General features: G+C 42.7%; 15 protein-coding genes and 1 tRNA gene. 4 read left to right on the forward strand and 12 right to left on the reverse strand.

Annotation, left to right across the window (positions count from 1 at the left end; genetic code table 11):
• Window positions 1-56: 56 nt before the first annotated feature.
• The 7 genes from L2096_RS10205 to L2096_RS10235 all read right to left on the reverse strand — a co-directional run bounded on the left by L2096_RS10205 (window position 57) and on the right by L2096_RS10235 (window position 5,651).
• On the reverse strand, window positions 57-611 hold the full coding sequence (locus L2096_RS10205) for a hypothetical protein (protein WP_250365359.1): 555 nt from the start codon (window positions 609-611) through the stop codon (window positions 57-59).
• A 307-nt stretch (window positions 612-918) separates the two neighbouring features.
• Window positions 919-1,614 (reverse strand): phage antirepressor KilAC domain-containing protein, encoded by a 696-nt coding sequence (locus tag L2096_RS10210; RefSeq protein WP_250365360.1) that lies wholly within the window; start codon window positions 1,612-1,614, stop codon window positions 919-921.
• Window positions 1,615-1,617: 3 nt separating this feature from the next.
• Window positions 1,618-1,839 carry a transcriptional regulator gene (locus L2096_RS10215; RefSeq protein WP_228154090.1) on the reverse strand — a complete coding sequence of 74 codons (222 nt, stop codon included), beginning with the start codon at window positions 1,837-1,839 and terminating at the stop codon, window positions 1,618-1,620.
• A gap of 124 nt (window positions 1,840-1,963) precedes the next feature.
• Window positions 1,964-2,563, reverse strand: coding sequence for a hypothetical protein (locus L2096_RS10220; RefSeq protein WP_250365361.1), 600 nt, complete (start codon window positions 2,561-2,563; stop codon window positions 1,964-1,966).
• 95 nt (window positions 2,564-2,658) lie between these two features.
• Window positions 2,659-3,984: a tyrosine-type recombinase/integrase gene (locus tag L2096_RS10225; protein ID WP_250365362.1), complete on the reverse strand. Its 1,326-nt coding sequence runs from the start codon at window positions 3,982-3,984 to the stop codon at window positions 2,659-2,661.
• A gap of 159 nt (window positions 3,985-4,143) precedes the next feature.
• Window positions 4,144-4,219: transfer RNA gene (locus L2096_RS10230), tRNA-Arg, on the reverse strand.
• A gap of 73 nt (window positions 4,220-4,292) precedes the next feature.
• Window positions 4,293-5,651: an amino acid permease gene (locus L2096_RS10235; RefSeq protein WP_034440327.1), complete on the reverse strand. Its 1,359-nt coding sequence runs from the start codon at window positions 5,649-5,651 to the stop codon at window positions 4,293-4,295.
• A gap of 286 nt (window positions 5,652-5,937) precedes the next feature.
• Here L2096_RS10235 and L2096_RS10240 point away from each other — a divergent pair, with 286 nt between their 5' ends.
• Entirely contained in the window at window positions 5,938-6,846 is a 909-nt protein-coding gene (locus L2096_RS10240; protein ID WP_004941145.1) for a polyprenyl synthetase family protein, read from the forward strand.
• 70 nt (window positions 6,847-6,916) lie between these two features.
• On the opposite strand, the gene L2096_RS10245 is transcribed toward L2096_RS10240, so the two are convergent.
• The 4 genes from L2096_RS10245 to L2096_RS10260 form a co-directional block, all read right to left on the reverse strand.
• Window positions 6,917-7,774 carry an SPFH domain-containing protein gene (locus L2096_RS10245; protein ID WP_004941142.1) on the reverse strand — a complete coding sequence of 286 codons (858 nt, stop codon included), beginning with the start codon at window positions 7,772-7,774 and terminating at the stop codon, window positions 6,917-6,919.
• Window positions 7,775-7,788: 14 nt separating this feature from the next.
• The gene (locus L2096_RS10250; protein ID WP_004941138.1) at window positions 7,789-8,256 is read right to left on the reverse strand and encodes an NfeD family protein; all 468 of its coding nucleotides are present in this window, start codon (window positions 8,254-8,256) and stop codon (window positions 7,789-7,791) included.
• A 98-nt stretch (window positions 8,257-8,354) separates the two neighbouring features.
• Complete coding sequence (locus L2096_RS10255) at window positions 8,355-9,272, reverse strand: patatin-like phospholipase family protein (protein WP_111812138.1); 918 nt, start codon at window positions 9,270-9,272, stop codon at window positions 8,355-8,357.
• Between the two features lie 65 nt (window positions 9,273-9,337).
• Window positions 9,338-9,964 (reverse strand): 1-acyl-sn-glycerol-3-phosphate acyltransferase, encoded by a 627-nt coding sequence (locus L2096_RS10260; RefSeq protein ID WP_250365363.1) that lies wholly within the window; start codon window positions 9,962-9,964, stop codon window positions 9,338-9,340.
• Window positions 9,965-10,098: 134 nt separating this feature from the next.
• Between L2096_RS10260 and L2096_RS10265 the strand changes: the two genes are divergently transcribed.
• The 3 genes from L2096_RS10265 to L2096_RS10275 all read left to right on the forward strand — a co-directional run bounded on the left by L2096_RS10265 (window position 10,099) and on the right by L2096_RS10275 (window position 13,775).
• Complete coding sequence (locus tag L2096_RS10265; RefSeq protein ID WP_250365364.1) at window positions 10,099-11,349, forward strand: MFS transporter; 1,251 nt, start codon at window positions 10,099-10,101, stop codon at window positions 11,347-11,349.
• Between the two features lie 409 nt (window positions 11,350-11,758).
• Entirely contained in the window at window positions 11,759-12,436 is a 678-nt protein-coding gene (locus L2096_RS10270; RefSeq protein ID WP_004941126.1) for a DNA-binding response regulator PmrA, read from the forward strand.
• Window positions 12,437-12,449: 13 nt separating this feature from the next.
• The gene (locus L2096_RS10275) at window positions 12,450-13,775 is read left to right on the forward strand and encodes a sensor histidine kinase (protein ID WP_004941123.1); all 1,326 of its coding nucleotides are present in this window, start codon (window positions 12,450-12,452) and stop codon (window positions 13,773-13,775) included.
• Here L2096_RS10275 and L2096_RS10280 read toward each other — a convergent pair.
• Window positions 13,772-14,434, reverse strand: a complete 663-nt coding sequence (locus tag L2096_RS10280) for a phosphatase PAP2 family protein (RefSeq protein WP_371863634.1) — start codon at window positions 14,432-14,434, stop codon at window positions 13,772-13,774. The two genes, L2096_RS10275 and L2096_RS10280, sit on opposite strands and share 4 nt — an antisense overlap.
• Window positions 14,435-14,546: the final 112 nt, after the last annotated feature.

Raw genomic sequence — 14,546 nt, forward strand, 5'->3', positions numbered from 1 at the left:
TATGCTTAACAGGAGTTTTAGACCGTTCCCGGTTGTTTTCTGTCGTAATTGAAGGCTTATCCATTTTTAGACGCCTCCCATTCTGAATCATACTTTTCAAATTCACCTTGAAAAGTATTACTAAAACTTTCAGCTAAAAAATCTGCGATATTAATCAAACGTTCAAGACTTGTGAAAACCGCACTGCAAAGTACTTTAGAGTTTTCTTTAATAGTAAATAACTCATCTTTGATTTGATAAAGCAGAGTGCCGAACCAAGAGCTTATTTCATGGGCTAGGCCATAGGCTTCAGAAAGATCGGCAGCATCAAATTTAACGCATATATTTTTTGAAGAATTCTTATATTTCTCATATTCTGAATCAAAAATGTTGGTGTAATTTTCAGCTAAGCATTCTGCAACCGAAATAAGGCTTTTAACATCAGTAAAGCTATGAGGTGTAGAGCTAGATTCTTGTTCAAGCTCTATAAGTCTTTGTGTTTCTTTATTAATCCGACTAATTAGAACTTTAAGTTGAGTGGTTGAATCTAATGCAAGTGAGTAAGCATCAAGAATATTGATTGCGCTATAAAAAGATTTTTCTGGAAATTGAATATTAACTTTTGCGTTCATGACGAATGCACTCCTTGTGTTTGTTTAGGAGCTTTACCAGTCACGACCAAGTGAGGGTGGCAAAGCTGAAAAGGGTTGGTCGACAGGTACACAAGAGACCCGCACATCCGAAGATGTCCCTCTCCAGCTTCACCATAGAAATGCAGAAGCATAGAGATTTTACGCATAAAAAAAGCCCGGAGCGGACTGTATGCGCTTGTGTATTTATAGCCGACCAAAGCTAATCTGATGATTTTGCACCAGACAAACTTAATATAGATCAATAAAACTAATTTGAAAAGGGTGAAGTAAAAAATAGTTGAATATTTCATACAGACTCCCCAAATCTCTTGGCAAGTATCTGCATGCCTTTTGGCAAGATGAAGAATTCAGTTTGTGTAAAACTATATGATTGGCCAGAGGCTTTAACACCTTCTTTCAAAGAATACTTGGTTTCACAATAGCCCCGATTTTCACTGTAATAAGTTGAAGCTCTGGCGTTATTTAAATATCGATCCCAATTATGTTTTCTAAGCCACTGGGCCAACACTTGTTGCTTTACATTCAGAATTTTACATGCCTGTTGAAACTTCACGCCGTGTTCTGTACGAGTGATAGTTTCTATTGCTTGAGACAATGCTTTGTTCTCAGAAGTTAGCTGTAGATTCTGTTTGGCCTGAATTTCAATAGCTTGTAAAAGATGCTGTGGGTTACTAATATCAAATGCTGGTGTCTGCTGTTCAAGTTCATACCAGCGCTTCACAATTGCAGCGGTAAATTCTGGGCAAAGTTGAGCGACTACTGTTATCGAATCCAACTTGCCTTGCTCACCAGAAAATACATATTCAGTGCTTGTACGTCCAGATGTGGGCTTTTCCACCGTTGGTGGTAAAGTAATAACACGGCGTTCCGCTAAACGTTCAATTGTTCTTTTGACTGAGTCTAAGCGTATATTGGTAATAAGTGCGATATCTGAACTCAACATTTGTTGAGAAGGGAATATTGAGGTAATAGCATTTTTCATTTTTTAAGCCTCCATTTCTTCTGCGGCGGCTTGTTTTTTACTTTTATGCCATTCAACAATTTCCTGGTAGTCGAAAAAAACAGGAGACTGCTTTGAGGTACCCATTTTCATTGGCTTTGGAAACGTTGGGTCTTTGCGTATGGTGTGACGGAGGGACTCACGTGTCACATCTAGCAGTTGGCATGCTGTACCAAATTGAATACGAAGAGGAGTCGCTTGATTCATATCGATAACCATATTTATAAGAATATGGTTGAAGTATGTTTTTTAATTATATTCTTAAAAACTTTTGTTCTAGCATAATGGGTATTGTGCTAGCACAACGGGTATGGTGCTACCACTATTGATATCAACTATATTTTTCACTTAACCATTTCTCAATCGTTTTTACAGCTAGATTTAATTCTAAGGATAATTTTTTTGCACATGATGCATAACTGTGAAATTTACCAGACTCCCATGATTTGTAGACCTGCTGACGCTGTAAAGCATATTTTTCTGCTCTTATTTGTCCACCTTTAGATCTCGGTTTTTTTTGATGATCTTTCTCTACATCGATCCAGTATTTGGTCAACTTTCTTGCATTATAGTCTGTACAAGTCCGCTCTAAGTAAGTGAGTTGTTCAAGTAAATTTATGACTGAAAAATTATGCTCGGTAAAGCAATACGTATATGCAAAATTTAGTAGATGAACAGAATCATGAAATATAACTATAAATTTACCTTCATCTTTATTAGGTTTATCTAATTCTTTCAAAAATTTATCTAGATATTTTGAATAATCTTCTAAATTAAAATTATTTATTTTCCCCTCAATAGTATTTTTTATTTTTTCATCTGATTGGTAGGTAGAGCTAAATAGTTCAATCGTACGATTATAGATCCATGTAAATAGTTCTTGATCACCATCAGTTTTCTTAAGAATATTCTTAATAGTTAATTTCATCATGCTTCCCACAACACCCCAAATTAGGAGCTAGACCAATCGGATTGGGTATCCGACTTTCGGGAGCTAACCTAGGTCTAGCAAACTGTTAAAATTGATTATTTAATCAATTTTGCATACTGGAACTGTATGATTTCATCACCTAAAATCTGTGCTGTATAATCATACGGACTAATACTTGTCTCTTTAGTCGCATCTAAATAATCACTCCACCAGTTGAGCATAGTTCTTCTTTCTTCTAAGAACTCCGCTTTATGGGTATATGCAAGCCGTACATTATTACGCTCTTGGTGACTCATTTGTTTTTCGACAGCATCTTTTTGAAATAATTTACTCTGAATCAATGCAGCACAGGCCATTCCTCTAAATCCGTGGCCGCACACTTCGATGTTTGTGTCATATCCAAGACGGCGTAAAGTTTTGTTGATGGTTGACTCACTCATAAATCCGTGTGGATCACCGTTTTTAGGAAATACATTTTGAGTATGGCCGCTGTATCTATAGATCTCTTTTATTATTGCCAGTGCCTGCTTTGAGAGTGGAATTAAATGCGGCGTTTTCATTTTCGCACCGCGATGAGAATATTTGTAACCTTTCACAAAATCTCTAGTTGGGGGAATGGTCCAAATAGCATTCTCAAAATCAAACTCCTTCCACCTTGCAAATCTAATCTCACTTGACCGAGCAAAAGTATGTAAGGCAAATTCAACGCATAGTCGAGTAAGTGGATAGCCTGTGTCTGAAGCTAATTTAGATTGTAATTCTGGTAATTGTTCTAATGGTAATTGAGGATGATGTTTTGTCTTTTTACTAAGAACAAAAATATCTTGAAGTCCATAGGCTGGATTTATATCTATAAAACCCTTTGATATTGCAAAAGCAAATATGCTGGTAAGTCGTTGTCTAGTTTTTTTTACAACTTCGGTGAAGCCTAATTCTTCAATTGATCTTATAACCTGGATAAGCTCTCTAGGTTTAATAGAATTGATTGATTTTTTTCCCAAGGACGGAAAAACATAATCTTCTAAATTCTTTAAAGCCCGGTCTGCAGTATCTTTAGACCAGCGCCCAGTATTGTTATAGGCCTCATGCCAATTTCTTGCAATTGATTCAAAATGATAGGAGTCATCTAATTTTGCTTTACTAATGAGCGAGTGTTCAATTGGATCTATACCGTTTGCAATTAATTCTTCTAGTTCTCGTCGTTTATCTCGGGCTGCTTTTAATGACAAGGCTGGGAAATTGCCTAAAGTCATCAAGCCATCTTTACCATTCGATCTCTTATATTTGAATCGCCAAACCTTTGAGCCACTCTTTCTGATAAACAGGATTAGACCATGCCCATCATAGAGCGAATAATCCTTTTCTCGAGGTTTTGCTCCTGTGCATTTTGAATCGGAAAGAGGAACGGTTTTTCTAGCCATAAGGATATATTTGATATAGAACTACATATATCCTCAATTATATCCTTAATTTTTGCAACTATATCCTTGTAAATTTAACTATATTGTTTTATGTATATATTTTAAGTTATTGATTATTTTTAAATTAAAACCATATTGTTTTATATTTTGCTATTGGGGTGGTGCGCCCTGCGGGACTCGAACCCACGTCGGTCGCTTAGGAGGCAACTGCTCTATCCAGTTAAGCTAAGGGCGCATCGAAATGTGAGTATAAACAAAAAAAGTTATTACCGAGGTAATAACTTTTTTAATTTCATTTATTTTGCAGCTTAAGTGTTATCTTTTTTGGTCAGCAAATGAAACAGACCAAACATCAACACAATCCAGACCGGAATCATAATCACCGATTCTTTAAAGCCCTGTTGCCACATGATAAACAGCACCAGCGCAATAAAAATCAGCACCAAATAGTTACTCACTGGTGCCCATAGGGCTGGGAACGTTACATTCAGTTTGAGCTTTTTCACCGCAGCTTTAAACTTCAAATGCGTCAAGCTGATCATGGCCCAGTTAAGTACCAAAGCACCTACCACCACGTACATCAAATGACCCAGTGCATCTTCTGGTACAAAGTAATTTAAAAGTACGCAGCCAAAAATCAACAATGCAGAGAACAATACCGCAGGAATAGGAACACCCTGTTTATTCACTTTAGTAAAGATTTTTGGCGCATTACCTTGTTGTGCCAGACCAAACAGCATGCGGCTGTTGGCAAACATACCGCTGTTATAAACCGATAGTGCAGCAGTTAAAATAATAAAGTTCAGCAGATGTGCAGCCCAACCAATACCCAACTGACTAAAAATCATCACAAATGGGCTTTTGTCCAGACCACCCAAATCCAGTTGATTCCAAGGCACCAAAGACAACAAGATGGTGAGTGAGCCCACATAAAACACTAAAATACGAAAAACCACCTGATTAATCGCTTTAGGAATGGTTTTTTGAGGGTTTTCAGCTTCAGCTGCTGCCATCCCGATCAGTTCGATACCGCCAAAGGCAAACATCAAAAAGGCCAGCATATAAAACAGGCCTTCAAAACCGTTTGGAAAGAAACCACCATGTGTCCATAAGTTGCTAAACGATGCGGTCGAGCTTGAATCGGCGGTAAAGAGCAGATACAGACCAAACACAATCATGGAAATGACGGCGGTGACCTTGATAATCGCCAACCAAAACTCGGATTCTCCGTAAAATTTTACATTGGTCAGGTTTACGAGTGTAATGACCACAAAGAAAAACAATACCGAAACCCATGCAGGAATATGAGGCCACCAGTAATTGATATACTTCGCAACCGCTGTCAATTCAGTCATCGCGACTAAAATATACAGCACCCAGTAGTTCCAGCCAGCCAAAAAGCCCGGAAATTTACCCCAATATTTGTACGCAAAGTGACTGAACGAACCTGCTACAGGCTCATGGACAATCATTTCCCCTAATTGACGCATGATTAAAAAAGCGATGAGTCCACCGATTGCATACCCAAGAATGATCGATGGCCCAGCGGATTGAATGACTTGTGCAGATCCTAAAAATAAACCAGTCCCAATTGCGCCGCCCATGGCAATTAATTGGATATGACGGTTTTTTAAGCCCCGCTGAAGTTTTGAAGAATCGTTGTTCAAAGGACTTCACCCGACCAGAAATAAGCGTTTTATTCTAAAGGATAGATAGAATTTAGCCTAGTCGAGTGCAGCACAAAGCCGTGCTAAATCATTGAACTTCTTGGTTCACAAATTTTATACAGTTTGCTGGCAATTAAAACTTGGTAAAGATTCTCATCCCATAAGAATATCGTGATGTAAATGAATAAATAAGTGAGAAATCAGTCCTATCATGGTAAATTAGGCAGCATGTCATGAGCGGTCTGTTCAGACCTTTTTTCGCTCCCATTCAAGATTCGAGGCAATTGTGACATCGATTTCCCCTGTGAATAGCAACATCTTATCTACAGCTCAAGAACGAATTCAGCAAGATTTGCAGATGGCACTCGATGCCTTTGCACTGCCAGAGCCACTCAAGTCGGCGGTGCATCATGCCGTTATGCTGGGTGGCAAGCGGGTGCGTCCAGCATTGTGCTATGCCGTGGCTGCATTGGCAGAGAATCCCAATTATGCAGCAGCACGCCGTGCTGCGGTGGCGGTTGAACTGATTCATTGTTATTCACTCGCACATGATGATTTGCCTTGTATGGACAACGATTTGCTGCGCCGCGGACAACCGACGTGTCATGTGGCATTTGGCGAAGATACTGCATTGCTGGCGGGTGATATCTTGCAATCGATGGCATTTGAGGTGCTGGGCAGTCGTTTGTTTGATCAGCAAAATAGCGTCGATGCCTCGATTGTACTCAGACAAATGCAAATTTTAGCCACCTCTAGCTCTAAGATGGTTTGTGGACAGGTGCTCGATTTACAGGCCGAAGGCAAGAGTATCGATCAGGCGGCACTTGAAAATATTCACCGCAATAAAACGGGCGCACTGATTCAGGCTGCCATTCTGATGGCGGCCGTGACCTTATTTAAAGGAACAGATCCCGCATTGGTGCAATTACGTCAGTTTGGTCAAAGTTTAGGGCTGGCGTTTCAGGTACAAGACGATATTCTCGATATCATCTCCAGTACCGAAACCTTAGGTAAAACCGCAGGTAAAGATCAGCAAGTACAAAAGTCGACTTATCCTGCGCTTATGGGCCTTGAAGCGGCACAGGCTTATGCCAAAAGCTTGCACGATCAGGCACTGGCTGCACTGACGCATTTCTCAGGTGCAGCAACGGACCTTGAACAAATCACCCAGTTTTTATTGCGCAGAAAAAATTAAGCTCACTTGAATAAAAAAAAAGCGATTTGCTTAAAGTGCACATCGCTTTTTTATGTTAATTCAAAGAGATCTAGTTGGGCTGACGTCCCATTACACCACGGATGGTGCTAAGTACATCGGCAGGAATCACCACGGTTTTGGCATTGTTGGATTTTGCCATTTCTTGCATGGACTTGATGTACTGTTCACCAAGCAAATACGCAACCGGAATTTCCTGTTCGCCTACCGCAGAGGTGATCATTTCAATGGCTTTTTGTGAGGCCTCAGCCAAAACCACTTGCGCTTCGGCATCTCGACGCGATGCTTCAAGACGACCATCGGCTTCTAAAATCGCCGCTTGCTTTTCGCCATCGGCACGGGTCACGGTCGCACGGCGCTGACGCTCGGCAGCAGCCTGCGCTTCCATCGCGGCTTGCATGGTGGTCGATGGCTGGATATCCTGAATCTCGACCGTTTTTAAGGTAATGCCCCAGTCTGAAATATCATCGGAAATGGCGGCTTTCAATTTGGCCTTGATATGATCACGAGATGACAGGGCATCGTCCAGATCCATCTCGCCCACGATCGAACGTAACGACGTTTGCACCAGATTTTGAATAGCCCAAGTATAGTTTTCAATTCCATACACCGCTTTTTCCGGTGTGGTCAAATTGATATACGCGACCGCATTCATAAGTAGCACGGCATTGTCACGTGTAATCACTTCTTGCGAAGGAATATCAAGCACAATATCTTTAGTCGTGACTTTGTATGCGATTTCATCGACATACGGTATCACGAAGTTTAATCCTGGATTTAAAGTGGAGTGATATTTTCCTAAGCGCTGTACAATCCATTTATAGCCTTGCGGCACAATGCGTACACCCTTAAAAATCGTCACGCCAACAAAGACAAGAAAGGCTAAGCCAATAATTAAACCCACTGACATAAGTGTGTCCTCATTTATTGTTTATTAGGGTTATGGGGTTGAACAACCAGATTATTGCCCATGATGTCGACCACGCACACGCGATCGCCCACGCTCACTGGAGCCAAACTGCGACAGTTCCATTCATCGGTTCCCATCACAGGCAAGGAAAAACGTACCAGTACCTGTTCATGCGACATACCCACACGAATCACCATGCCCACCTGACCAATCGTGGCTTCGCGGGATAAGCCTGCCTTGGTTTTATCGATGGACAATGGCTTGATAAATTTGAACCATAAAAAGGTACACAGTATCGATAAAATTACCCAAGTGATCAGCTGTGTGGGAATGCCCATCATTGGAAACAACCAGAGTAAAACACTCACCATGATGGCGGCAACACCGAACCAAAGAGCGGCAAAAGCGGTAAAAACAAGTTCCGAAAGCATTAACACAATGCCCAGAACAAACCAGTGCCAAGGTTCTAATACAAATTCCATAGCAATGCTCAAAATGTTGTTATAAAAAAGGTGCAATCGAAATACACGATTGCACCTTCACTGTAGCAGAACTTGGCAGGGCTGAGTAAAAAATGACTTTAGAATTTGGCCTGAGGTGGTGGCTGAAGGGCAGCAGGTGATTTTTTAAATTGATCAATCGCGCTTTGAATAGCACGAATTTTAAGTTGTGCTGCTTTTTCACCTTCCAAAATAGCATCATTACTGGCTTTTAAATCCAGTGCGCCAAGATGACCGACTTTAGGCTGAATCACCACAGTGGCCTGCTTTAACTCTTCATTAATGCTTTGCTGACCCATGATGTTGATAGTTTGATCGAGCAACCCCAACATGCTGCTGGCCTGAGTACCTGCCGGACGTGCAGAAATATCGACCGCAATCACAATATCGGCGCCCATATCACGTGCTGTTTTGACCGGAATTGGGCTTACCAAACCGCCGTCGACATACTGTACCTTGCCAATGGTTGTTGGAACAAAAACATTCGGAATACTACATGAGGCACGAACCGCCTGACCCGCATTGCCTTTAATAAAATCGGCTTTTTTGCCGTTGTCTAAACGTGTTGCAACTGCGGCAAAGCGAATTGGAAATTGCTCAATTGGCTTGTTGCCTACCTGAGTATTGACATAATTTTGCAGTTTCTGACCCAGCACAAAGCCCTGACGATTTAGAGTTAAGTCACGGATATCAGATTCTTGTAACTTGAGCGCAATCGATTGCATCTGGTAGCCAGTTTTTCCGCTGGCATAAATACTCCCCACAAAACTGCCCGCACTGGTGCCCGTGACAATTTTCGGTTTGATACCATGCGATTCGAGTACTTTGATCACACCAATATGGGCAAAGCCTTTGGCTCCACCACCGCCCAGTGCAAGCGCAATGACGGGTTCACGAGGCTGAATCGAGCTGGTTTGAGGAGGTGTTTTAGCAATTTTGTCACATCCAAAGAGCGTAAAGCTCAGTGCTGTAACCAAGGCGAAATGTGCAACTTTCATGAACAATTAAACGTGTTGGATGACCATCAGATTGCGCACATCAGACCAGATTCACTGCTTTATTTCTAGTCATTTTTTACAAGATTTTGTAAAGGACGCGACAGGCGATCTGGTCGCTTCGCTGATACCTTGCCCTCAAAACGTTGCATGATGGCGGTTAGGTCTTGCTGATAATCACCTGTTGGGGAAAAAGCACCTAAGCAATAAATGGTTTTATGATCAAAATCGAAAGAGAAAATCACAATAGGGATATGCGCTTTTAACGCAATATGATAAAACCCGCTTTTAAAGGTGCTGGCCTGTTTGCGCGTACCCTCGGGCGCCATGCCAATCCAGACGCGTTCATGCTGTTCGATGGCCTGAACCACCTGCTCGGTTAAACCTGTGCGTTTGCTGCGTTGTACCGGAATAAGCCCTAACCAGTTCAGTACGGGCGTACTGACCGGAGTGAAAAGCGAATCTTTGCCGAGTACCGTGATTTTAATGCCCAGACCACCGATGGCCAAAAAGCCGTACCATGCATCTAGGTTAGATGTATGCGGTGCAATAATCGCGACGGCTTTAGGAACATTAGGAAACTCGCCCTCAATTCGCCAGCCTTGAGCCAGAAATAACTGCCTGCACATGCGGCGGCTTAAGGCAGTGCCACGTTGCGGCACACGATCGGGAAGATCAGGAAAAAACTGGGTCATATCCATCTGTGGTCATGTTGGTCATCCTATTGTCATCTTAAGCCTTTGAAAGGTACGCTACATTGGCAAAATAGTTAGATGCATTTTAAAACAGACTGATTTTTGCAATTTTTTTGATTCGAGCCCGATACGCTATGCATGCAAGCCGTCTTTATCTGTTGTTATTTAGCCTGTATTGGGCACAAGGGTTACCCGTAGGCTTTATGACCCATGCCTTACCCGTCATTTTACGGGCACAAGGCGTGTCTTTGGCACAGATTGGCGGCTTTGGCCTGCTGATGCTGCCGTGGTCGATCAAAATTTTATGGGCACCTTGGGTCGATCGGTTGGGCAGTTCACGCATTGGGCATTATCGTAGCTGGATCATTCCCATGCAGGTATGCAGCATTTGCGGGCTTGTTGTGCTGGCGTATTTTCCGATTGAGGCATTGAACCAGCCACAATTTTTGTTGATGTTTTTTGTGCTGATGCTCTGGATTAATTTTTCAGGGGCCACTCAGGATATTGCCACCGATGCATTGGCCGTGAATTTACTCAAAACTGATCAACAGCACTGGGGCAATACCTTTCAGGTGATTGGTTCACGTTTAGGATTTATTGTGGGTGGCGGCGTACTTCTGTGGGCTGTCGATGCTTTGGGTTGGCAGAATACCTTTTTGTGTTTGGCGACTCTAGTGGCACTTAACACCTTGCCCATTGTGCTACAACCCGCGCGACAGGATCGTCAGGGCGTGCAGGGCAGTGCGGCAAAATTATTCTCAATACGCCATTATTTGCAGCACTTTTTACAGTCTAAGACAACACGAGCATGGCTTACCGTTTTACTTAGCTTTAAGGTGGCAGATGGCTTGGCCGGCCCTTTACTCAAGCCGTTGATGGTCGATATAGGTTTGAGTTTTACCCAAATTGGGCTTTACATTACCGTGCTAGGTGCTGTGGCTGCATTACTGGGTGCATTCATTGCCGGATATCTACTTCAAAGTTTTAGCCGTGCAGGTGTACTGCTGTTCTTTTTAATAGTTAAAATTTTAACTCTTATTGGCTTTGCAGGATTGGGCTGGGCATACGAAAGCGGAATGTCAGTATCTTTTACGCTCATTTATGCGCTCAATGCACTTGAAGATCTATGCTCGGCGATGCTACTGGTGGTAATGCTCACACTGGTCATGCACTATAGCCGAAGTGCGCTTGCAGGCACGGATTTTACCTTTCAGGTCGCTTTGATGGCCACGGTCAGCGGTGGTTTTTACCTGATCAGCGGTGTTATTGCCGACCAGATTGGCTATGCTTGGATGCTGAGTTTGGTCGTGGTCATGGCTATTTTATCTGTGTTCCCCATTTACTTTTGGTCTAAAACATTAGGGCAGTCTCAAGCATCGCTCTAGATCATGATTGGGCTAAACTGCTGCGTCATTTTTCGGTGCTGTATGTAAAATTCTACTACTGAGGATACCGAGTAAGCTCAAAAAGATTGCTTTAATTGTTATTATGTATAAATATGCCTGTATCGGTTTGATATTGTTGCGATAAAATGAAGCAAATACGCAATTGATCAAATGGTATAAAAACGACAAAGCTTTTATTTAAGTGTGTTTTAAGCTTATATTTTTACAGTAGAAAAGTAAGTGTTGCCAAAACAATAGTCAACACGCGATTTCATTTGATATGCAAAACAGTTATGTTGAGCCAAAATGATAATTATTCTGTTGCATCGAGTCAGCGTAAAAACAGATTATTGCTCGTTTTCCTGATGCATCAGATTCATGTTATTCCACAGTTGTGCGAGTCTAACCCATGACCAAAATTTTGATTATTGAAGATGATTTCATGATCGCTGAATCCACGATTACCTTATTGAAATATCATCAATTCGAGGTAGAGTGGGTGAATAATGGATTAGATGGCCTAGCGCATCTGTCAAAGCAGAAGTTTGATCTGGTGTTGCTCGATCTGGGCCTCCCCATGATGGACGGCATGCAAGTACTCAAGCAGATCCGCCATAAAACCGCGGTGCCAGTGCTGATTATTTCAGCACGTGACCAGCTCGAAAACCGTGTGGAAGGCTTGAATCAGGGGGCCGATGACTACCTGATCAAACCGTACGAGTTTGATGAATTGCTGGCACGAATCAATGCATTACTACGCCGAACCAACAGTAAAGACAACGCCGCTTTGCAGCAAGATCAGGTGTTGGTGAATGGCGATGTGGTGCTCAATGTTGAAAAACATGTGGCCACGTTTCAGGGTAAAGAAATTGAACTCTCAAACCGTGAGTGGGCGATTTTGATTCCGCTGATGTCACATCCGAATAAGATTTTTTCCAAAGCCAATTTAGAAGATAAGCTCTACGACTTTGATAGTGAAGTCACCAGTAATACCATTGAAGTGTATATTCACCATTTACGCTCTAAGCTGGGTAAAAACTTCATCCGTACCATCCGTGGATTAGGCTATCGAATGGGACAATCATAAGGAAACGCTGAGGATGGCCAAGCATTATTCATTAAGACGTCGATTAATCTGGGTCACCTCTGTTTTTAGTCTTTTACTGGGCTGTATTCTGGTTTTTACAGCCTATAAAGTTGCCTTGCACGAAACCAATCAGATTCTTGATGAGCAAATGCGCTATCTGGCCGATCGCACGGCACGTCAGCCGCTCTACAATCTCGACAGCCACTTTCAGGCCAATCACGAATATCACGAAGAAGATTTACTGGTCGATATCTGGGCCTACGACGATCAGCGCCATTTACAAGACGAAAATCAATTGTTGATGCCTCCGGTAAAGAAAGCCGGGTTTTATTCGCAAGAGACACGTCAGGGCACCTTGCGCGCCTATGTCTTGCCTTTAGAAAATTACCAGATTCAGGTCAGTCAGCTCGAAAAAGTACGCAAAGTGGTGGCACTTGAGCTTGCGGCCAGCATGTTTTTACCTTATGGCTTTATTTTACCGTTTGCCTTGCTTGGCCTGATGGGCATTATTCGGCGTAACCTCAAGCCTTTTGATGATTTTAAACGTGAGCTGACGCAGCGCGATTCCAATGATCTGTCGCCCATTCACGATGAAACGTATCCTGAAGAACTGTTACCGACCATTGAAGAGATGAACCGCCTGTTTGAGCGAATTTCAGAATCTCAGCAAGAACAAAAACAGTTCGTGGCCGATGCTGCGCACGAGCTGCGCACGCCAATCACGGCACTGAATTTACAAACCAAAATTTTGTTGAGTCAGTTTCCTGACCACGCCGCACTGCAAAACCTCGGCAAAGGCTTGGCGCGAATCCAGCATTTGGTCACGCAGTTGCTGGCGCTGGCCAAACAAGATGTTTCCTTGAGTGCTATTGAACGACACAGCAGCTTTGAGCTTAATGATGTGACGCTCAACTGTGTCGAGCAACTCATGAATCTGGCGGTAGAAAAAGATATCGATTTAGGTTTTGTACGTAATGAATCGGTAAAAATGGTTAGTGTTGAACCGACCGTGCATTCCATTGTTTTCAACCTGATTGATAATGCCATCAAATATACGCCAGCCGCAGGCGTGATCAATATTTCTGTCTATGAAGATGGCGAATACGCCTGTGCACAGATTGAAGATAGCGGCCCCGGAATTGACCCCGAGCATTACGACAAGGTGCTGAAGCGTTTTTATCGTGTGCATCATCACCTTGAAGTGGGGAGTGGGCTGGGGTTGTCAATTGTCGATAAGGCCACCAGTCGGTTAGGTGGAGAACTTCAACTGCTCAGAAGCGAAGAGTTAGGCGGCTTAAGTGTGTTGGTGCGTATTCCCAAACAACCGCCGCATCATTAAGAATGCTGCTGGCGAGTACCCAAATGACGTGCCGCCCACAAGTAGATTAGGCAGTTAATTGACCACGCCCACCATCCTGTCCATAAATTATGACTTAAAAAGTGTGCGCCGCGCATCATCTGTGCCCAGCCCATTGCAAAGCCTAAAATTAGCCCTGCAAACAAATAAAACAGTGCACGTCGATGATGTGTCGCGCGGTACACAAAGTAGCCAGTCATCAAGGCGAATCCGGTGCTGGCATGTCCACCCGGAAAACAGTGCCCATGTGTGGCGCTAAAATCCCAGACAAAACCCTGTGCTGCTGGGTGGGTCATGTTCCAAGGGCAAGCATGAGACGACTGTGACTTAAGAATGCCAACGATACTGGTACACAGCATACTCACCCAAAACATATAGCCATATTGCCAGCGCTGCGCGGCCAGACGCGTCATTTTAAATGATGCCAGCCACAACACAAAAAATGCTGCATAAACCCCGATGATGATGTTTTTCACAATCACATGATTGAGTTTGGCCAAATACCAGTTATCGCGATGATGAAATTGCCCTGTTGCATCGACCCACGGTGCAATCAAATGCAGATCAATCGCACCGCCTACCGGAAAGAGCATCATCAGTACAACTGCACTGCATGCGATCAGTACAAGCTGTACGCGCATAAAAACAGAAAATTGCATAAGGAATTGAATAAATATAGAAATCTCTGGGCATGATTTAAACGTGCCAAACTTAGCGATGACTTAAGCGACTACATCAAATCGCAGCTAAAAA

This window comes from Acinetobacter sp. ACZLY 512 (assembly GCF_023614015.1).
Taxonomy (GTDB): Bacteria; Pseudomonadota; Gammaproteobacteria; order Pseudomonadales; family Moraxellaceae; genus Acinetobacter; species Acinetobacter soli.

Bases quoted from the DNA above. Each gene is read 5' to 3' on its own strand.
- L2096_RS10205 (WP_250365359.1), bottom strand. From the start codon at position 611: ATGAACGCAAAAGTTAATATTCAATTTCCAGAAAAATCTTTTTATAGC.
- L2096_RS10210 (WP_250365360.1), bottom strand. From the start codon at position 1,614: ATGAAAAATGCTATTACCTCAATATTCCCTTCTCAACAAATGTTGAGT.
- L2096_RS10215 (WP_228154090.1), bottom strand. From the start codon at position 1,839: ATGAATCAAGCGACTCCTCTTCGTATTCAATTTGGTACAGCATGCCAA.
- L2096_RS10220 (WP_250365361.1), bottom strand. From the start codon at position 2,563: ATGATGAAATTAACTATTAAGAATATTCTTAAGAAAACTGATGGTGAT.
- L2096_RS10225 (WP_250365362.1), bottom strand. From the start codon at position 3,984: ATGGCTAGAAAAACCGTTCCTCTTTCCGATTCAAAATGCACAGGAGCA.
- L2096_RS10245 (WP_004941142.1), bottom strand. From the start codon at position 7,774: ATGTCAGTGGGTTTAATTATTGGCTTAGCCTTTCTTGTCTTTGTTGGC.
- L2096_RS10250 (WP_004941138.1), bottom strand. From the start codon at position 8,256: ATGGAATTTGTATTAGAACCTTGGCACTGGTTTGTTCTGGGCATTGTG.
- L2096_RS10255 (WP_111812138.1), bottom strand. From the start codon at position 9,272: ATGAAAGTTGCACATTTCGCCTTGGTTACAGCACTGAGCTTTACGCTC.
- L2096_RS10260 (WP_250365363.1), bottom strand. From the start codon at position 9,964: ATGACCCAGTTTTTTCCTGATCTTCCCGATCGTGTGCCGCAACGTGGC.
- L2096_RS10265 (WP_250365364.1), top strand. From the start codon at position 10,099: ATGCATGCAAGCCGTCTTTATCTGTTGTTATTTAGCCTGTATTGGGCA.
- L2096_RS10270 (WP_004941126.1), top strand. From the start codon at position 11,759: ATGACCAAAATTTTGATTATTGAAGATGATTTCATGATCGCTGAATCC.
- L2096_RS10275 (WP_004941123.1), top strand. From the start codon at position 12,450: ATGGCCAAGCATTATTCATTAAGACGTCGATTAATCTGGGTCACCTCT.
- L2096_RS10280 (WP_371863634.1), bottom strand. From the start codon at position 14,434: ATGCGCGTACAGCTTGTACTGATCGCATGCAGTGCAGTTGTACTGATG.